The 19,530-nt window shown below is 57.0% G+C and carries 14 protein-coding genes; 4 read left to right on the top strand and 10 right to left on the bottom strand.

What is annotated here, in order from left to right; genetic code table 11:
• Window positions 1–24 precede the first annotated feature (24 nt).
• Window positions 25–2,817 (bottom strand): YhgE/Pip domain-containing protein, encoded by a 2,793-nt coding sequence (locus M3668_RS08580; RefSeq protein ID WP_251380424.1) that lies wholly within the window; start codon window positions 2,815–2,817, stop codon window positions 25–27.
• Between the two features lie 57 nt (window positions 2,818–2,874).
• Window positions 2,875–3,444, bottom strand: a complete 570-nt coding sequence (locus M3668_RS08575) for a TetR/AcrR family transcriptional regulator (protein WP_251380423.1) — start codon at window positions 3,442–3,444, stop codon at window positions 2,875–2,877.
• Between the two features lie 164 nt (window positions 3,445–3,608).
• On the opposite strand from M3668_RS08575, the gene M3668_RS08570 reads away from it, so the two are divergent.
• The gene (locus M3668_RS08570; protein ID WP_251380422.1) at window positions 3,609–5,066 is read left to right on the top strand and encodes a phospholipase D-like domain-containing protein; all 1,458 of its coding nucleotides are present in this window, start codon (window positions 3,609–3,611) and stop codon (window positions 5,064–5,066) included.
• Window positions 5,067–5,712: 646 nt separating this feature from the next.
• Here the strand turns inward: M3668_RS08570 and pdxT are convergent.
• From pdxT to M3668_RS08550, 4 genes are all read right to left on the bottom strand, one after another.
• The gene (pdxT, locus tag M3668_RS08565; protein ID WP_251380421.1) at window positions 5,713–6,309 is read right to left on the bottom strand and encodes a pyridoxal 5'-phosphate synthase glutaminase subunit PdxT; all 597 of its coding nucleotides are present in this window, start codon (window positions 6,307–6,309) and stop codon (window positions 5,713–5,715) included.
• Window positions 6,310–6,480: 171 nt separating this feature from the next.
• On the bottom strand, window positions 6,481–7,392 hold the full coding sequence (gene pdxS / locus M3668_RS08560) for a pyridoxal 5'-phosphate synthase lyase subunit PdxS (RefSeq protein WP_251380420.1): 912 nt from the start codon (window positions 7,390–7,392) through the stop codon (window positions 6,481–6,483).
• Window positions 7,393–7,521: 129 nt separating this feature from the next.
• Window positions 7,522–7,917: a Gp19/Gp15/Gp42 family protein gene (locus M3668_RS08555; RefSeq protein ID WP_251380419.1), complete on the bottom strand. Its 396-nt coding sequence runs from the start codon at window positions 7,915–7,917 to the stop codon at window positions 7,522–7,524.
• A gap of 403 nt (window positions 7,918–8,320) precedes the next feature.
• The gene (locus M3668_RS08550; protein ID WP_251380418.1) at window positions 8,321–9,349 is read right to left on the bottom strand and encodes a DUF808 domain-containing protein; all 1,029 of its coding nucleotides are present in this window, start codon (window positions 9,347–9,349) and stop codon (window positions 8,321–8,323) included.
• A gap of 177 nt (window positions 9,350–9,526) precedes the next feature.
• On the opposite strand from M3668_RS08550, the gene M3668_RS08545 reads away from it, so the two are divergent.
• Window positions 9,527–10,600, top strand: a complete 1,074-nt coding sequence (locus M3668_RS08545; RefSeq protein WP_251380417.1) for an alkene reductase — start codon at window positions 9,527–9,529, stop codon at window positions 10,598–10,600.
• A 288-nt stretch (window positions 10,601–10,888) separates the two neighbouring features.
• On the opposite strand, the gene M3668_RS08535 is transcribed toward M3668_RS08545, so the two are convergent.
• The 3 genes from M3668_RS08535 to M3668_RS08525 all read right to left on the bottom strand — a co-directional run bounded on the left by M3668_RS08535 (window position 10,889) and on the right by M3668_RS08525 (window position 13,569).
• Window positions 10,889–12,073, bottom strand: coding sequence for an acetyl-CoA C-acetyltransferase (locus M3668_RS08535; protein WP_251380416.1), 1,185 nt, complete (start codon window positions 12,071–12,073; stop codon window positions 10,889–10,891).
• 138 nt (window positions 12,074–12,211) lie between these two features.
• Complete coding sequence (locus M3668_RS08530) at window positions 12,212–13,276, bottom strand: NAD(P)-dependent alcohol dehydrogenase (protein WP_251380553.1); 1,065 nt, start codon at window positions 13,274–13,276, stop codon at window positions 12,212–12,214.
• A 53-nt stretch (window positions 13,277–13,329) separates the two neighbouring features.
• Entirely contained in the window at window positions 13,330–13,569 is a 240-nt protein-coding gene (locus tag M3668_RS08525; RefSeq protein ID WP_251380415.1) for a PLDc N-terminal domain-containing protein, read from the bottom strand.
• Window positions 13,570–13,732: 163 nt separating this feature from the next.
• Between M3668_RS08525 and M3668_RS08520 the strand changes: the two genes are divergently transcribed.
• Together M3668_RS08520 and M3668_RS08515 are read left to right on the top strand one after the other, a co-directional pair.
• Complete coding sequence (locus M3668_RS08520; protein ID WP_251380414.1) at window positions 13,733–15,370, top strand: AbgT family transporter; 1,638 nt, start codon at window positions 13,733–13,735, stop codon at window positions 15,368–15,370.
• Window positions 15,371–15,418: 48 nt separating this feature from the next.
• Entirely contained in the window at window positions 15,419–16,669 is a 1,251-nt protein-coding gene (locus tag M3668_RS08515) for an amidohydrolase (RefSeq protein ID WP_251380413.1), read from the top strand.
• 183 nt (window positions 16,670–16,852) lie between these two features.
• On the opposite strand, the gene M3668_RS11065 is transcribed toward M3668_RS08515, so the two are convergent.
• Entirely contained in the window at window positions 16,853–19,327 is a 2,475-nt protein-coding gene (locus M3668_RS11065; RefSeq protein WP_285835821.1) for a 5'-nucleotidase C-terminal domain-containing protein, read from the bottom strand.
• Between the last annotated feature and the right edge of the window lie 203 nt (window positions 19,328–19,530).

The raw sequence follows: 19,530 nt of genomic DNA, 5'->3' as shown, positions 1-19,530 counted from the left end.
TCCATCCGCCCAAAAGCTGCCTTGCTAGACCGCCTGCGCCTGCCGTGCCGCTGCTAGGGCTGCTTCAGCACGTTCTTCGCGGCGGTGGCGCACCCAGATGCTGAAGGCAGTGCCCGCAACGGCAATCAGCGTCCAGCCCAGTAGCCAGAGCACCCCGCTAGCAATGCCCAGGGTTCCACCGGCAATGAGGGAACGCAGGCCTTCCAGGGAGTGGGTGAGTGGTAGCCAGGGGTGAACAGCACGTAGGAAGGCTGGGGCCGTTTCGATGGGGTAGGTGCCGCCCGATGCCCCCACCTGCAGAACCGTCAGAATGAGCGCGATGAACCTGCCCGGGGCGTCCAGCAGGGCGATGAGCGCCTGGTTGATGGTCATGAAGGTGATGGAGGTCAGCATAGAGAAAGCGGCAATGCCCCAGAAAGAGACCATGTTGATGTCCACCAGGAAGTGCAGGACCAGAGCAACCACGAGGCCTTGGATCGCACCCATGACGCCCACCGGAATGAGCGCGCCCAGCAAGGTGGCGAGGCCGGAGTGACCGCTGCGGGCGAACTTGCGGGAGATCGCCGGGTACATCATGAAGTAGGCAATCGCACCCACCCACATACCCAGTGGCATGAAATAGGGGGCCAGACCGTGACCGTAGGTAGCTACCTCATTTAGGCGGGACTTCTCTAGTGTGACCGGGTTGGAGGTCACGTTACTTAGCTGCTGCGCCTGCTCGGTACTAAAGGCGGGAACCTCATCTACTGCTTCACCCAGGGAGGTGGAGAGCTTCTGGTTGCCCTCCTTCAAATCTCCCAAGCCAACGGAAAGTGAGCTCGCGCCGTCCACCGCACTGCTTGCGCCGGTATTGAGCTGCCCCGCACCGTCTGCAAGAGTCTGCGCCCCGGAGGCCAGTTCGCTGGTTCCATCTGCCAGGGTGCCGGCACCTGATGAGAGATCACCTGCGCCGCTTGCCAGCTTGCCGGTGCCATCGTGCAGGGCGGTAGCACCTGCTGATACATCAGATGCCCCCGCTGCCAGGGTTCCCGTGCCTGCCGCCAGGTCAGATGCGCCAGCAGCCAGAGTGTCAGTGCCGGTGGCAAGATCGGACGCGCCGCTTGCCAGTTTGTCCGTACCTTCAGAGAGGCCGGTGGCACCGCCCGCTAGCTTCTCGGTTCCCTGCGCTAGAGCGTCCGCCCCATCGGAAGCCTGGGAGACAGCATCTGCCAGGGTGCTCATACCCTCCGGGAGGGCGGCTGCCTTATCCTTCAGTTCGGTGGCGCCAGCTGATAGGGTGTCGGCCCCGTCAGAGAGCGTGGTTGCTCCGGTGGCTAGGGACGACGCCCCGGTCGCTAGGGTGCCTGCCCCAGCAGAAAGTTTGGTGAGACCACCGTTTTGGTCACCCACAAGGGCAGTGGTGCCCTCGGCTAGGGTGCTTGCACCCGCGTTGGATGTGCTGGCGCCGGTGCTGACCGCGTCAGCTCCCACTTTAAGTTCCTGAACGGCAGCCAGCTTCTGTTCGTCAGTTAGTAGAGCCCAGTTATCAATCAGAGTCTGAGCACCGGTGGAAACCTTGTCTGCACCTTCCGCCAAGACTCCCGTGCCATCACGCAGAGCCACAGCACCAGCGTCCAGCTGCTGTGCACCTTCAAGAGCTGCAACAGAACCTTCAGATAGGGCAGAAGCTCCCTCAGAAACTTGCCCGGCACCCTCTTCCAGATCCTGTGCGCCGGTGACAAGGCCCGCGGCGCCATCAGCCAGCGATTGCGTGCCAGCAGCCAGCGCATCGGCCTGGGCGGGTAGCCCAGAAACCTCGGTATTAAGTTGATCTAAGCCGGTCGCCAAAGAACCCGCGCCCTCATTCACCGAGGTAGCTCCGGTGGACAGAGCGCTCGCGCCCTCATTCACCGAGGTAGCTCCGGTGGAGAGAGCACCCGCGCCCTCCTTAGCGCTGGTTGCGCCTTCTGAGAGTTGACCTGCACCGTCATTGAGACTGCTGGCACCTTCAGCTACCTTGCTGCTGCCATCGTCTAGGGCGCCGGCGCCGTTATTCACATCGTTTGCGCCGGTCGCCAAAGAACCCGCACCCTGCGCCAGTGAACCGGCACCATCACGAGCGCTGGCAGCGCCAGCGGCAAGGTCGCTAGAGCCGGATGCCAGCGAATCGGCGCCGCTCTTGAGGTCATTCAGGCCCAGAACCAGCTCGTCACTGCCGTCTTTGGCGCTGGTAGCGCCGTCGGTCAGCTGACTCGCGCCGTCGGCAGCTTCACCCAGAGAATCGTGCAGGGTCGTGAAACCGGCGTAGATGTTTTGCAGGTACTCATCCGTAACCTGCTCTTTGAGGCGGTCAGCCACCGAGGTGCCCAGAACGTTGGCGATATTGCCAGCGATAAGATTAGACCCATCATTGGTGGCGATATCTAACTGTGCCTTGCGGGCCGCCGCTGGATCGTTGTCTGAAACGGAAACTACGTTGGCAGAGAAATCTGAGGGGATAGTCAAAACTGCCATGATTTCACCGTCCTCAAGTGCCTTGCTGGCTGTGTCCGCCTCCATCACCCGCCAGTTGAAATTGCTGGTGCTGGTGTTGCTCAGTAGCTCATCGGTGATGTCTGCCCCCAGATTGAGCTGATCACCCCCTGATGGTTGCGCAGGCTGATCCTCGTTGACGATGGCAGCAGGCACAGTATCAATCCTGCCCGTGGGATCATAGTTAGCCCAGGTCAATCCCCCTGCGTAGAGGGAAGGGATGATGATGACCGCTAGTAGTACGAGGTACTTCATAACGCTAAAGCGGTCGTTGAGCTGCGGTTTTTTAGCTCGGCGTGACGACATCTTAAATCTTCTTTCGGCTTTTAAAATCTTGTGGCAGGTAGGTTCGGCTCTGCTGGTTTAGTAGGCTGCTGCGCGGACCATGGCGGTGAGCCGTTCTGCCATAGCCTCGGGGGTGTTATTTCCGGTGAAGTCCGTGCACAGCCAGCGCATTGCCGACCAGCTTATGCCAGCAGCAATAAACTCGGCGTAACTTTCGTGTTCTGTGGCCTTGGGCCGCACCCCGGCTGCAAAGGGGGAGTGGTTGAGCAGGCGGGTGCTGAGAAAGCTGATGAGTTCGCTCATGAGGGCGGAGTCACCCGCGGTTTTGAGTACGTTGCGGCAGAAGGTGGCATCGTCACGTAACTCGAGGAGGAGAGCGGTGGTGAACCGGTTGGTGAAGCCCTCAGCCTCGGGGGTGAGATTTTGTGCGTCAATAGCAGCGAAGGTTGCTTTCAGCTTTTCAAGTGCGGCGGCGCGGGTGAGTGCCGTGGTGTCTGGGAAGTGCTGGTAGAAGGTGGGGCGACTGACGCCAGCGGCCTTAACAATGTCTGTGATGTTGATGGCGTCAGGAGTTTGCTGTGTGAGAACGTCGGTGATGGCGTGGATGAGGGCGCTGCGGGAGCGTGCGGGGCGGGGGTCGGTGGTCATGCGTTTCTTCTACCTAGATTTTCCTTACGTTTGTAAAGTTTACACATGTAAGGAAAATCTGCAAGCGGGGTACGGGTGGTTTTAGGGTGACCGGAGTACTCCTAGGGCCCAGCCAAGCAAACATACGGTGCACCAAATCAGGAGTTAACCGATAGATTGGGTTTATGCACCCTATCGCCAAGCTCACAACAGCCACACTTCTTGCTGCCCCAGTACTGGTGGGGGTCGCTGCCGCCCGCCGTGCCCTACCCGCCGGTCTGAATGTCAGTGGGCGCGTCCACTCGGGGCAGGTGCGCCTTCTGGCTGATCTCACCTACCGAGCTGATGGGCAAAGCATCTCTGACCAGCAGATTTTTGACGCCGTGGAGCAGCTCATTGACCGAGCCGAACGCTTCCTGGTGCTGGACATATTCCTCTTCAACGCCGATTACAGCCAGCCTGCCGGCACCTACCCCGCTCTAGCCCAGCGGCTGACCGACGCCCTCCTGGCTAAGCGAGCGGACGCGCCAAATGTTGCGATAGTGCTTATCACCGACCCCATGAACACTTTCTACGGCAGCACGCCCCAGCCTCATTTTGAGGCTCTGCGTGCCGCCGGGGTGCAGGTGGTGGAAACTAACCTTGAGCCGCTGCGCGACTCTCACCCCCTCTACTCCAGCTTCTACCGCACCTATCTGCGGCACTTGCCGGAGCCGCCCGGCGTTCTACCTAATCCACTCGCTCCTTCTGCTCCCAAGGTGAGCCTGGGCTCTTACCTGCGCCTGCTGAATTTTAAGGCAAATCACCGCAAGGTGGCTATCAGCGAGCGCGAAGCGGTGGTCAGCTCAGCTAACCCGCACGATGCTTCTGCCCCTAACAACAACCTGGGGTTCTGGGGCACCGGCCCGGTACTAGCTGATCTAGTGGCAAGTGAAGCTGCGGTGTATCGGCTCTCTGGCGGAGAGCCTGCGGTCTTTGAGCGTTTCGCCTCTTGGCTAGCACTCGATTCTGAGATAGGTGAGGACGCCGCCGCGGCAGGCAGCGCGCAGGTTCAGCTGGTGACTGAGACAGGTATTCGTGATGCTGCCTTGAAGATGCTGGCGGGCGCCGGTTCCGGTGACCGGGTGCTCCTGGGGATGTTCTACCTTTCTGAACGCAGCATTATCTCTGCCCTCAAGGGTGCTGCTGCCCGCGGTGCGCAGGTGCAGGTCATTCTGGACCAGAACATCGACGCCTTTGGGCGTAGGAAAACCGGGTTACCGGGTAAGCCGGTGGCAGCTGAACTGGTGAAGGCCGGGGTAGAGGTGCGCTGGTACGAGACCCACGGCGAGCAGTTCCACCCCAAGTACCTGGCAGTTTTCACCCCGGCACAGTGCCAGATCCTTGCCGGGTCAGGGAACTTTACCCGCCGCAACGTGAGCGGCTTTAACCTGGAAACCAGCCTGCGGGTGCAGGTGCCAGAAAGCTCCCCCCTTGCCGAGGAGTTCGCGGCCATGTGGCAGATAATCTGGACCAATGACGCCGGTGCCCCTGCCCTCTTTACCGTTGACTATGCGGTACACCCGGCGTCTACCGGGCTCCGCGGCGTCCTGCAAAACTTTGCCTACCGTGCCCAGGAGGCAAGCGGCGTCAGCACTTTCTAGGGCGCACCTACCCCTCTAATATCCTCCGCTCGATGGAGGTAGTGAGTCTACTGCTTGGGTAGGGTGGATATAACCGCTTGCCAATGACGGCTAAAAAGATGGAAATTATGACCGCTCGCAAACCTGCACTGCTTCTGCTGGCTACCGCCGGTCTTCTGGCACTTCTATATGGTAGCTCCTCTGCTCTATTCAGGTAGTAACGTCGCGCCCAGTAGCGGTAGTGATGAAACCGGTGGGAGCGGGTTTAGCTCCGGTTCATCCTTTGGGGGCGGCGGTGGCTTCAGCGGCGGTGGCGGCGGGTCTAGCTTCTAGAGCAGAATGCCACACTAGACCAGCGCCAGTGATAGCCGGACTCATCCAGGATGCTCTGTGAAGTAAATACCTGATTGATAACATCAATAGCAGGGCATGAGCACCCGGTCCCGCAGTGTTTTGCTGAGGAGTAAGTTGGCATCTCTTGCTACCTTATAAACATCGTCGCTCATAGAAGAGAGCGTATCTTCCATGAGCGACGAGGTTTATTCATAACGGTTGTATTTACTTATTCAGTGCCAGTAAACCCCAGAGCGAGTTCCAGCTCGCGCAGTTCATTAACGCTCAGTAAAATAAGTGCAACAACTTTCTTTTGTTGCAGGTACGGCACTGTTTAGGTCAAACTCAGCAGGTGCCGGTGCACCGTGGTGTCGCCGGTCAGCTCGGGGTGGAAAGAAATGCCGATGATCTTGCCCTGCTGAACACCCACAATTTCTCCGCGGTAGCGGGCCAACACGTCCACCCCAGCGCTCGCCTGCACCATCAACGGTGCGCGAATAAAGGCCGCACGGACGCCCACCTGGTTCCCCTGGTTACCCCAGTCAAGAGTGGTTTCGGCAGAATTGACCTGCGGGCCAAAAGCATTGCGTCGAACCGTCACGCCCAGGCACCCAAGGGTTTGCTGGCCTGCTACCGGGTCTTCCACCCGGTCAGCCAGCATAATTAGCCCGGCGCAGGTGCCCAGAGTGGGTAATCCGCCGTTTATGGCGTCCATCAGGGGCTGACGCAGCCCAAAGAGACGGGTGAGACGGTCAAGAACGGTGGATTCGCCGCCGGGTAGAACCAGGGCGTCCAGACCCTCTATCTGCTCAGGCTTTTTAACTAACCGAACCTGCGCTCCCAGACTTTCCAAGAGAGTTGCGTGCTCGGCAACTCCACCCTGCAGGGCTAGAATCCCTACGGTTTTACCGGTTCCGGGTAGGTGGCTCATAGGCGCCTTCCTCTTGTAATTACAAAAAGTTGGGGAAACATGATTCCGGGGTTTTTTACTGGTGGACGCAGGCGATGGTATGACGATGAGCTGGCTCGGGGCAGGCGTTTAAGGGTGCTCACCGGCAAACCGCCGCTCGTGTCTTACTGAGATGCCGAGAACTTTTGCCGGTTACCAGCCGCGCTCTGCTAGGCGGTGGGGCGCAGGCAGGTCGGAAACATTGATGCCCACCATTGCTTCGCCCAAACCGCGGGAGGCTTCAGCCACCACAGCAGGCTCATCGTAGAAAGCGGTTGCCTTGACGATTGCTTTGGCACGTGCCTCGGGGTTGCCGGACTTGAAAATACCGGAACCCACAAAGACGCCGTCAGCGCCCAGCTGCATCATCATGGCAGCGTCCGCGGGAGTAGCGACGCCGCCAGCGGTAAAGAGCACCACGGGCAGTTTGCCGGTGCGCGCTACTTCTTGAACCAGCTGGTAGGGAGCGGCCAGCTCTTTAGCCTTGACGTAGAGCAGGTCTGGCGCGGTAGTGTGCAGAGCCTGCAGCTCGGCGATCTGGGTTTTGATGGTGCGGATGTGCTTGGTGGCTTCTGAAACGTCGCCGGTGCCAGCTTCGCCCTTGGAGCGGATCATGGCGGCACCCTCGGTAATGCGGCGCAGGGCTTCGCCCAGGTTGGTAGCGCCGCAGACAAAGGGCACGGTGAAGCCCTGCTTGTCGATGTGGTTGACGTAGTCAGCAGGTGAGAGCACCTCAGATTCGTCGATGTAGTCCACACCCAGGTGCTGCAGGATTTGGGCTTCAACAAAGTGGCCGATGCGGGCTTTAGCCATGACGGGGATGGAGACGGCATCGATGATGCCTTCAATCATGTCGGGGTCACTCATGCGTGCGACACCGCCCTGGGCACGGATGTCTGCAGGCACTCGTTCTAGTGCCATGACGGCGACGGCGCCTGCGTCCTCAGCAATTTTTGCTTGTTCGGGGGTGACGACGTCCATGATGACGCCGCCTTTGAGCATGTCAGCTAGCCCGGTCTTGAGCAGGGGTGAGCCGGTGGTTTCGGTGGTCTGGTTTTCAGTCATGGATTCTACTGTGCCCCAGATAACTGGTCTAAAAATAGTGCCAGTTTTGAATTATCTTTTTAGACCACACGAGTATTTGGGCTAATCACTCACCCCAGCCAACTAGCAGGCTAGTTGGCTTATTGCGGACTATGCGCCGATGAACTCACGGGCGGGAGCCTGTGCCATCATGCTCAGCTGCAGGAAGCTGTCGCGGGCTGAGAAGCCGCTATTGCGACGCAGGCGGGCGGCTTCGTCCTCGCTAATGTAGAGAATCTGCGCTGCCATCTCAATGTTCATACGGTAGCTGCCGGTGCCTTCACCCACACGGTGAGCGCGGTAGACGCGGGCAACGGCTTCACCCTGAATCTGCGCCACGGTAGCAGCAAAATCAGTGTCTGAAGCGCAGAGATTATCCAGGCTAGGTACACGATCACTAATCAGCTGTTCGGCCTGAGCTAGCAGTGCCGGGGCGTACCGAGCCTCTTGAACAGTCAGCTCGCGCATTAGTGCGGTTTCAATATTTTTAATGGATGCGTAAGTCATTTCTTCTTTACCTTCTTAGTCTTCTGATAGGGCTAGAGCCCTATGATGCCCGAGTACGGGCAGAGGGGACGTAGCTAAACCTGCTTTCATACGAAAGTGCACGAAAGCAGGGGCGCACCGTAGGGTGCGGGTGATGAAGTATTTTCTCTGTGCTCGTCAGTGCCAAAGTGCTGAGCTGAGAAATTCATAGATGAGAGCGCCCCTCGCGTATGAGCGATGCGGGGCAACCCTAAAGCCACGTCAGTGGTCTTGGCTCACCGGCAACCATGCCGGGGTTGAACCTTGAGTAACTATAGCATGCCCATCTTCACTATGCGCATGGAACGGGTCACAGTAGCTGGATAGAGCAAAGCCCCGGTGGTTCAGCGAATATTACTGAACCACCGGGGCTTGCGCAGAAAGTTTAGGCTTTTATAGACCCGCCGTGCTCACCGGTGGGGGCGGCTACCTCCTGCTGGTCAGTTTCAACATCATGGTCATTCCCGTGGTCTTCTTCGTGGCCCTTGCCGTGACCAAAAGGAAGGAAATGCATGATGCCAGCGATAACGCTACCCCACACCAGGCCCAGCACCATGGAGAAGAAGGTGTTAATGCACCACGCCAGTACCCCACCGATGGTAGGAACCACAGCGCCGTAGTGCTCCATGTGGTGTACGAAGGCATAGGGGGCGTGCCAGCCTAGCTCATCCAGGCCGACCAGAATAATGTGCCCACCTACCCAGAGCATAGCGAAGATACCAACGACAGAAATAAAGTTCATCACGATGGGCATAGCCTTAACCAGCCCCATGCCAAACTTTTGGGCACCGGCGGATTCGCGCTTTGCCATCGCAAGCCCAATATCGTCCATCTTGACCAGCAGCGCCACCGCGCCGTAAACCAGCACAGTGATGCCTACGCCTACCACAGCCAGAATGATGGCACGCGACACAAAGCCCTCTGCGGCTACCTCGTTGAGTGCAATCACCATGATTTCGGCGGAAAGAATGAAGTCGGTGCGCACCGCCCCAGACACCACCTGCTTCTCAGCGTCAGGGCCTTGCTTAATAGCGGGGCTCTTCTTCTGGTGATCTTTCTTGGAGAGCACTTCGATGACCTTCTCGGCACCCTCAAAGCAAAGGTAGGTGCCGCCCAGCATCAAAAGCGGGGTTAGCATCCAGGGCACAAACTGGCTCAGCAAAAGCGCAGCCGGCAGGATGAAGAGCAGCTTGTTACGCAGTGAACCCATCGCAATTTTTTTGATGATGGGCACCTCGCGAGCGGGGGAGAGACCTTCAACGTAGCGGGGGGTTACTGCGGCGTCGTCCACTACCACACCTGCTGCTTTAGCACTGGCCCGACCAGCGGCAGCGGCAATGTCATCTACGCTCGCTGCAGTCAGGCGCACCAGTGCTGCAACGTCATCTAAAAGGGCAGCCAAACCACCGGCCATAAGAACTCCTTGAGAAAAGTGATATCTGCTCTAACAATACTGCCCCCACCAGCTAAAAAGGGTAGGGTGCTGAGCACATTTTAAGAAGATAAAACAAGTTAGCGGGGTCTTCAGGGAATAGGTTGGTGCCGCGGGCGGTTGTGCAGGGGTGAAAACAATTTGTGAAAGGCATATTCAATGACTGACCTCTTTAGCCCGGCTCAAGCTGGCGCTCTTAATCTCACCAATCGTATTACCATGGCAGCTCTCACCCGTTCCCGCGCCGGCGCTGACGGTGTGCCCTCTGACCTGCACGTAGAGTATTACTCTCAGCGCGCCACCGCCGGGCTCATCGTCACCGAAGGCACCGCCAGCAGTCACGTAGGGCAGGCTTTCGTGAGGCAACCTGGCATCTACACCGCCGAGCAGGTAGCTGGTTGGCGCCGTGTCACCGACGCTGTGCACGCCAAGGGTGGCACCATCGTCATGCAGATTATGCACGGTGGCCGCCTCACGTTGCCCAGTATTAACAATGGTGAGCAAGCTGAGGCGCCCAGCGCTATCGCACCCGGGGTGACCTTGCATGGGGCCAACGGCAGAGAAGATGTGCCCGAACCCCGTGCCCTGGCCACCGAGGAGCTGCCCCGCATTGTAGAAGAGTTTGTCACGGCAGCCCGCAACGCTATCGAGGCTGGCATGGACGCTGTGGAGCTACACAGCGCTAACGGCTACCTCTTGCACGAGTTCTTGACACCCTCAGCTAACCAGCGCACTGACGAGTACGGTGGATCGCCGGCTAATCGTGCCCGCCTGGTCATTGAGGTGGTGCGCGCGGTTGCTGATGCTATTGGTGCTGACCGCACTGCCCTGCGTATCTCTCCCGAGCACAACGTCCAGGGCAATATCGAAGACGACCGCGAAGAGACCCTGGCAACCTACAACGCTCTCCTTGAGGGGTTAGCTGACCTGGATCTTGCGTACCTGTCGATTTTGCACATCGATATTGCCGGCGATTTCGTGGCACACCTGCGCAAGACCTTTGGTGGTTTCACCCAGCTCAACAGCGGTTTTACTGAAGTCACTGACCTGGCAGAGGCGAAGTGCATTGTTGAAGAGGGCCTGGCAGACACCGCGGTAGTGGGCCGTATGCTCCTTGCTAACCCAGATCTGGTGCGCCGCTGGCGTGAGGGCCTGGAACTCAACACCCCGGATATGGAAACTTTCTATACCCCAGGTGCTCACGGCTACACCGATTACCCCTTCGCTGACTAGGGTTTATCGCTATGAAAGCGGTGCCCGCCCCGGTGATGTGCTAACTGTAGAGCATCACCGGGGCGGGCACCGCTGAGTGTTTATTGAGCCCAGCTTAATTCGCAGAGGGGCTTCGGTGATTTCGTCCACGGTCACCATCCAGTTGGCCACATCCCCTGTGACCGAGACTTCCATGCCGCCCAGAATTGCGGTTTCAATGAGGCTACAGCGAATTGTGCCAAAGCTCTGGGAAGAGTCAAAAAAGACAGCACCTTCAATAGGGTTACTGTGTTGAGGTGTCAGCGCTTCCTAGCGGAAGAGCAGCAGGGCTTCACCCTGACCGCCACCACCGCAGAGAGAGACCGCAGCTTTACCGTTACCGCGGCGTGCCAGTTCAAGGGCCGCGTGCAGGGCGATACGAGCACCCGAGGCCCCGATGGGGTGGCCCAGGGCGATGGCTCCACCGTGGATATTGACCTTCTGTGCATCAACACCCAGCTCATCTGAGGACGCCAGGGTGATAGCGGCAAAAGCCTCGTTGATTTCCCAAAAATCGAGGTCACTAGCCTGCCAGCCTGCCTTCTGCAGGGCTGCTGCAGTGGCACGTGAGGGCTGGTGGTGCAGCTGGTTATCAGGCCCCGCGGTCTGACCCGCCGCTCCGATTTCAGCTAACCAAGTGAGTCCATGAGCTTCTGCGTAGTCCTTGGATGCCAGCACCAGGGCGGCCGCACCGTCAGAAATGGGCGAAGAATTACCCGCGGTGATAGTGCCTTCCTCGCTGAAGGCGGGGCGCAGACGCGAAAGGGTCTCTGTGGTGGAGTCACCGCGCACCCCCTGATCCGCCGAGATCACCAGGGGTTCGCCCTTGCGCTGCGGAATGGTCAGAGGCGCAATTTCCTTATCAAAGACTCCGGCTTGCTGTGCCGCTGCTGCGCGCTGGTGGGAAGCGGCAGCTATCTCGTCCTGCTGTAGGCGGGTGATGGAAAGGTTGCTGTTACCTCGCTCGGTCAAGTTTCCCATTGAAATGCCTTCACTGGCGTCCGACAGGCCATCACCGGCCATGGTGTCCACCAGGTTCAGGTTCCCGTAGGGGTGACCAGCACGGACGGAGGCAACGTGGGGTGCCTGCGACATGGACTCCTGACCGCCAGCTACCACCACCGAAGCCTCGCCCAGACGAATCATTCGGGCTGCATCAATAATGGACACCAGCCCTGAAAGGCAGACCTTATTGACGGTCACTGCTGGCACATGCGCAGGTAGTCCGGCGGCCATAGCGGTTTGCTTGGCTGGGTTCTGCCCGCAACCAGCCTGCAGTACCTGACCTATATAGACATGCTCAACAGCGTTTTTCGCAACGCCGGTGCGCTCTAGAGCTGCTGATACTGCGTGGGCGCCCAACTGCACTGCAGAAAGTGGTGCGAGTTGGCCTAGAAGTTTGCCCTGAGGAGTGCGCGCCCCACCCAGAATGACGACGTCGTGAAGAGTAGGCACGGTAAATCTCCTTTGATGGTGCCAAGAATGCGCTGACAAAGCGCAAAGCCCTACCTGACAACAGATACTACATGCATGTATCAGTGGCGGGTAGGGCTTCGGGCTATAGAGCGATAGTGGCGCTGCCTAGCTCAGTTTTTAGGCGGTCACCTCAGCGTCATCGAACGTTGCAGTGTCAATGACGATGCGGAACTGTGCATCACCGGCCACCACACGCTCGTAGGCGGCGTCCGCTTCATCAATGCCGACTTTTTCAATGACGGCGGCAATGCCGTTTTGCGCGCAGAAATCCAGCATTTCCTGGGTTTCAGGAATACCGCCGATGTTATTTCCGGTTAGTACCTTACCGCCACCGATCAGACGGTTCAGGTGCAGGGGTAGCGCCTCCGGCGGCAGACCCACCACGCTCATGATGCCACGGGGTTTCAGTAGGCCCAGGTAGGCATCCAGATCGATAGGTGCCGAGATGGTGTTAAGAATCAGGTCAAACTCACCGCGGTGCTCAGTAAAGAAGCCCTCCTCGGTGGTCGCCAGGGTGCGGTAGGCACCCAGTTCCTTAGCGGCGTCCGCCTTCTTGAGGCTACGGGAAAGCACAGTGACCTCAGCGCCCATAGCTGCAGCAATCTGCACGCCCATGTGCCCCAGGCCGCCTAGACCCAAGATGGCAACCTTCTGGCCGGGTTCTACCTTCCAACGAGCTAGCGGTGAGTAGGTAGTAATACCAGCGCAGAGTAGGGGAGCGGCTACGTCAAACTCCATGGCATCGGGAATGCGCAGAACGAAACGTTCATTGACGGTCACCTTTTGGGCGTAGCCGCCCTGGGTGATGCTGCCGTCTACATCCTTTGAGTTGTAGGTACCCACTGCCCCGTTCAGGCAGTTATTTTCAAAACCTGCGGCGCACTGTTCACACTCGCCACAAGAATTAACCAGGCAACCAACGCCTACGCGGTCGCCCACCTTGAATTTGGTGACCTTAGAACCTACAGCTTCAACCACACCGGCGATTTCGTGACCTACTGCTAGGGGGAAGTGCGCCTCGCCCCATTCATTGCGGATGGTGTGAATGTCAGAGTGGCAGATGCCCGCAGCCTTGATATCGATGACGATGTCATCTTCACGCGGATCGCGGCGTTCAATCTCAGTGACCTTAAAGGGCTGGTCTGGGCCAAATTTTTGTAGGGCTTTTACGGTGATGGGCACGATCTTCTCCATTCGAATAGGTTTATCGTATTAACCACCTTACTATGCGGCTCCTAGTGCAATCCCTCTTTCTTGTCACTGCGTAATCTCAGCAGGTAGGCGATGGGGCCTACGATGGGCACGAAGACTGTGAAGAGCACCCACTTGAGCTTCTGCATCTCGGTGAAATGGGGCTGCTTATGCACGGTTGCTACACAAAAAAGTGCCAGACCCATAGAAACGAACAGCGCCGTGTAGAAGAAGATGCCGAAGACGGTGAGGTCGGTGCTAGTGGTAACGCTGGCTAGAGTCATAGAACCCAGCTTATCGGAGACTCCCTACAGAGCACCCTGCCTACCCGGGGTGGGGAGACCGCCGACACACATAGAATATGTGATTCAAAACACCTGTACAGCTCTCATTGCGGTTAGACTGTTTTCTCAGCGTACCTTCAGCTTTGACGAAAAAGAGACTGGCATGACAACCCCCGCAACAGCCCCAAAAAAGAGCGTCACAGACCGGTTGCTAACAGGTATTGAGCGCGTCGGTAATAAACTACCCGAACCTTTCACCCTCTTCACTCTGCTTTTCCTTGTCACCGCTATTCTGTCGAGCATCATGGCCTGGCAAAATATCGTCATCGAAGTACCGGGTGCAGAAGAGCCTGTAGCCATCAAAGGGTTGTTCAGCGCAGAAGGCCTTACATGGTTTACCACCACTATTGGAGCTAACTACATTGGATTTCCACCGTTGCTCACGGTGATCACTATTCTGTTAGCCATTGGAATAGCAGAGAAATCAGGCTTCCTCGCTGCCTCCATTCGTTACACGATCGGCGGCGCACCTCGCTGGATTCTGCCTTACGCGGTGGGCTTTATTGGTGTTGTTGGCTCAATCATGGCAGATACCGCCTTCCTGGTAGTGCCGCCCCTGGCTGCCCTTGCCTTCAAGGCGGCAGGCAGGCACCCCTTGGCGGGTTTGATGGGCGGATTCGCTGCCGCTGGTGCTGGCTACTCAACAAACGTCATTCCCACATCCCTTGATGCTCTCTTTGCAGGCATCACCAATGCAGTGTTGCCGACTGTTCCTGCTTTAGTAGACTCAGTGGCCGAAGTTTCACCGATTTCAAACTATTACTACAACGTCGCTTCGGCCATCGTCCTGTCGTTGGTTGCGGGCTTTGTCATCGATAAATTTTTAGAGCCCCGAATCGTGAAAGACCGAGTTTCACGGGAGGAAATCCAAGATAGCGAAACAGAAGATCTCACCCCCACTACCCGCGCACAACGCGCCATAGTTAATGAACAGGTTCCCCCAACTACTCCCAACATGGTTGTTGAAGCTCGCCTCAGCAAAGTAGAAAAGAAAGCTCTAGCTTGGGCGGGCATCTCCATTTTCCTGACTGCCATAGTAGTTCTCGTGGCTGTACTCGTTCCAGAATCTCCCTGGCGTAATGAAGATGGTGGCTTTTTACCTAAATCGCCTTTGCTCGCGTCCATTGTCTTCATTATCTTTTTATTTTTCTCTATCAGCGGGTACGTCTATGGCAGGGTTTCGGGGTCAATTCGTGGGTATAAAGATGTGCCCACCCTCATGGGTGAAGCACTGAAAGATATGACCGGTTTCCTGGTTCTAGCCTTTGTCTTAGGGCAATTTGTTGCCCTCTTCAACTGGAGTGGCCTCGGCTCCTGGATCGCTGTAACTGGTGCAGAGGGGCTTGAAAATCTTGGTATGACCGGTTTCCCCGTGATCATCCTTTTCATCATCCTCTGTTCCTTCCTCAACCTTTTCATCACCTCTGGCTCAGGGATGTGGACCATCATGGCAGCAGTCTTCGTTCCGATGTTCGGTCTGCTAGGCTTTGAACCCGCTTTTATTCAGGGCGCCTTCCGCGTAGGAGATTCTGCGACTCAAATCGTAACCCCCATGAACCCCTACCTTTTCTTAGTACTAGCAATGGTCAAAAAGTATGAGCCCCAGGCTGGTTTGGGTACCATGATAGCCCGCCTGTTACCTTTCGTTTTTACTTTCTGGCTGGCTTGGTTGGCGGTTCTCTTCGTGTTCTACACTTTCAACCTACCTATGGGCCCCGGGGCAGGTATTTTAATCGACTAAACCGTAATTAACTCTCGCACGTAACTAATTGATAGAAAGAAATCATTTATGTCTTATCTTCCCGCTACCCTAAACCTCCGCGATGAGGACATCGCTGCTCTTATAACTGAATACAAGGAGTATCATGCCTCCCCAGAGCTGTCTCTGCGGGAGTTTGAAACCACCCGCAAAATCAGAGAACGGGCGGAAAGTCTGGTTCTGGCTCCCGGTGTAGAGCGAGAGATTGTTCCTATTGGTGAAACCGGAACAGTGGTAATTTTGCGCAATGGTGAGGGGCCGGTCGTTGCCTATCGGGCAGATATCGATGCCTTACCCATCCTGGAGCAAACCGGATTGGACTACGCCTCAGAGGCAAGAGGCGTTTTAGACGGCGAGGACGTTGCGGTTATGCACGGGTGTGGCCATGATACCCATATCGCTATGGGGCTGAAAACCATGGATCTCTTTGCCCGCGACGGAGAAAGTTGGGCTGGGACGATTGAGTTCATTTTCCAGCCTGGAGAAGAAGGTAAGGACGGCGCCAAACTTATGGTGAGTCAGGGCTTGTGGCAATCAGTGCCTCGTCCTGAGGCTTTGTACGGTCAGCACGTTTTTCCTTTCACAGCGGGAACCCTCAGGGTGACAAAAAATGAGGTCACAGCCTCCGTTGACTCGTTGAAAGTCATTGTTAAAGGTAAGGGTGGACATGGGTCTCAACCTCAGGACACTATTGATCCGGTTATTCTGAGTGCCTACATTCTGGTACGCCTGCAGTCGGTGGTTTCCCGTGAAGTTGGTCCCTTGGATTCAGCAGTGGTTACTTGCGGCTACCTTCATGCCGGGAAAAAGGAGAATATTATTCCCGATCAGGCTGAATTTCGGTTAAGCATTCGATCGGCCTCTCAGAAAATTCGGGAAGAGGTCTTGCACAAAGTTATACGTATTATTCGTAGTGAGTGCCAAGCTTCTGGCGCTGACGAACCAGAAATTGAGAATTATCATGCCTCAAATATCGTGATGAATGACGTTGCTCTTTCTGAAAAATTAACAGAAACCTTCACCCAGGAACTAGGAGAAGAACTGGTGACCTTTGATCCGGATTACCGCCTGATGGGTAGCGAAGATTTCGGTGAGCTGGGGGACGCTGCTAATATTCCCTATACTTTTTGGATGTTGGGCGGCTTTTCCGATGAGCATCTCAATGCTGAGGTGCCCATCAGCAATCATTCACCTTTCTTTGCTCCGTTGCCGGACCCGACGCTGTCGGTGGGTGTACGAGCAGCTGCCGCAGCGATCTACTCGCACGTACGCAAAGACTGATCTTGAATGGTCAGCATCATCAGCACCTGGCGAACTTGCCCTTATAGTCAAGCCCTGTAGTGAGGGATGCTGCCTGAAAATCTTGAAGATTAAGCTTCTTACAGGGCGCAAAGAAGCCCCGCAGACTTGATATGTAGTCTGCGGGGCTTCTTTGCTGACGTCCCCTCTAGAGGGTGGGTTAGCTTAGACCTTGCGGCGGCGGTTAGCTACCAGGACGGCACCACCGGCGAAAACTGCCAGCGCACCAGCGGCAGCAATCATAATCGAGGTGAAACCGGTATGAGCCAGTCGCTGCGAAGAACCGTTAGAGCCGTAACCACTAGAACCATAAAGGCCTGAGCTATCGGAGTAACCTGAGTCATCAGAATCATTGGTGTAGTCGGGGTCAGTCTCGCACCCAACTCCATTACCATCTGAGTCAAGACCGGGGTGGAAACCGGGCTCACCTTCTTTGATGGGCCTGTCCAGGTCATCCCAAACTGCACGGCAGTTCTCGTATTCAAAAGCGGTGGGTTCAGAGGTGGGCGCAGGGGTTGCGGAGGGGTCTGCCGTAGGTTCGGCAGGTGCAGGGTCGCTGGGTTCCGGTGAAGGAGCAGGATCAGAGGGGGCAGGCTGGCCGGGCTCTGGTGAAGGAACGGGTTCGCTGGGCTCCGGGCTGGGTTCAACCACGGGTGGGACGCTCTGCTCGCCGGTGAAGGTAGCGCTCAGGCGAACCACGGTGCCAGCTACGCCGGTACCATCGGTCAGCACAACCTCGTGGGTGCCGTTGGGAACGCCCTTGCCAGCCATGTCAAGGCTAATGCTGGCGGTTCCGTCAGCAGCCACAGTGGCGGTGCCTACCTCAATACCGCCCACAGTGACCTTCAGTTCTGTCAGGCTAGGTACACCGTAGCTATCTACATTCAGATCCGCTAAATCAAAGGTGAGCGCTCCGTTGACGTCATAGGATTCAGTCAGGTTCTGCACCTGTACTGCCTGCTTAGCGTAGTTAGGCGAAACACTGCCCATTTCTTTGAAGTAGGAAACGAAAGCATCCGAATCAACCAGGGCGGTGTCCTTGGCGTTTGCCCCTGCTGACAGGGTGCCAAAGTTATCGCCTCCGCCCAGCAAGAAGCTGGGGATAGCTACAGTGTAGGTGTCACTGTCCGCAACCTTAGTACCGTTCACAAAAACATCCAGGATGTTAGAGCCGCGGGTTGCGTAACCTTCAGCGGTGGGCGCACCTGTGTAGGTGTAGGTGACATTCGAGGAGAAACCCAGCTGAAGGTAGGGGCGGGTAGCCATCTCACCAGCTGAGGTCTGCTGCCACTGCTCTTCTAGCACGCTGCGTAGCTGTGCACCGGTGAGCTCGGTGGTCCAAAGGTTATTAGCGAAAGGGGTGACGTTCACGATGTCCATGACGCGCACATCGGTTCCAGCAGCTGCGCCAAGTGAGGTGCGCAGACCAGCGGGTAGTTCATCGCGCAGGCCGCCGGGGTTGACAATGCCAATGTCCGCGGGGGTGCGCCCGGATGAGTTAGCGGCGTGCAGGTACATATCAGCTACCAGGTGACCCATGGTGGATTCACGGTCACGCATATCAAAGCCACCCTTAGCGGCGGTTGTGGGATCGTAACCGGTGGTAATGGGGCCAGTGATTTGACCTGCCACTACTGAGCCCTGCTCAGTAGCGTAGGCGTTAGCATCGGTGATGATGGTGTTTGCAGTAGCCAGCACGGGGTCAGCAGCAATCTGATCAGCGCTGGGGGCACCCATGTTAGGCACGAGACCGGCAGTGTAGCTTTCCACCGTGCCGTCGGCGCTCAGGTTAAGCACGACCTTGCCCAGATTATCCCCGTAGTTACCGGTCTGGAGAACCGGGCGAGTGCGGTTTTCGCCTGGAACAGGTGCGTCAATAACGTATTCTTCGTGGGTGTGGCCAGTGAAAATAACATCAACAGCGCCGCTGGTCTGGTTGATGATTGCATCGGTTGCCGTAGCGCTGGTATTAACACCTTCATGGTATTCAGCGATGACCAGATCAGCTTCGTCATTAGCTTCATTGCCATCTGAAAGCTGCTCAGCGTAGCGGTTAACCGCAGCGACGGGGTCGGTGAACTGAATGGTGCTGAGGGCTGAAGGGTCAGTCAGCTGAGGGGTTTCGGTAGTGACAGCACCAATAACAGCTACCTTCACGCCCTCGGCGGTGGTGTAAGTGTAGTAGGGATCCAGGGCAGGTGCGCCGTCAAGGGTGAGGACGTTAGCGCCCAGCTGGGAGTAGTTAGACGAAGGGACGATGCGGTTCATCAGATCATCCCAGCCAGCATCAAACTCATGATTGCCAACGGCAGTTGCCTGCAGACCCAGAGCGTTGAGGAAGTCGATGGTGGGCTTGTCCTTCTGCACGCTGGAAGCATAGAGAGAGGCACCCACGTTATCACCGGCAGAGAGCAACATGGAATCTCCAGAAGCTGCTGCGCGTTCGGTCTGCACCGTGTTAGCTAGACCCATAGCGATGCTCGGAGAAATGCGGCCGTGAAAATCGTTGATGTTCAGCAGGGTCAGAGTGCTAGGAGCATCCGCTGAGTTAGCATGGTCAACCGGTACTGCAATGAGGGCAAGTACAGTTGCGCCGGTGGCGGTGATGCCCGCAAGGCGGCGTGAGAGAGAAGAAGCCATTGCTCATCTTTCGTGTGTGTTTAGGGCAGTGTGTTAGACAACAGCTTAGTGGGTGGCGGTTAACTTTTGGAGGTGCTGAGACGGAATGCGGGTAAAGAAAAAAGGTTGAGCCATCAAATAAAACTGCGGTTCGGGGTAGCAAAAAGACGCCGCCTTCGCCCGCTAACTCTGCTAGCAGAAAGCGGTGAGGCGGCGTCCACGCA

This window comes from Rothia sp. P100, assembly GCF_023712425.1.
Lineage (GTDB): Bacteria > Actinomycetota > Actinomycetes > Actinomycetales > Micrococcaceae > Rothia > Rothia endophytica.
The sequence above is the reverse complement of the archived record's forward strand: the minus strand, read 5'-3'. Positions and strand labels throughout refer to the sequence as shown.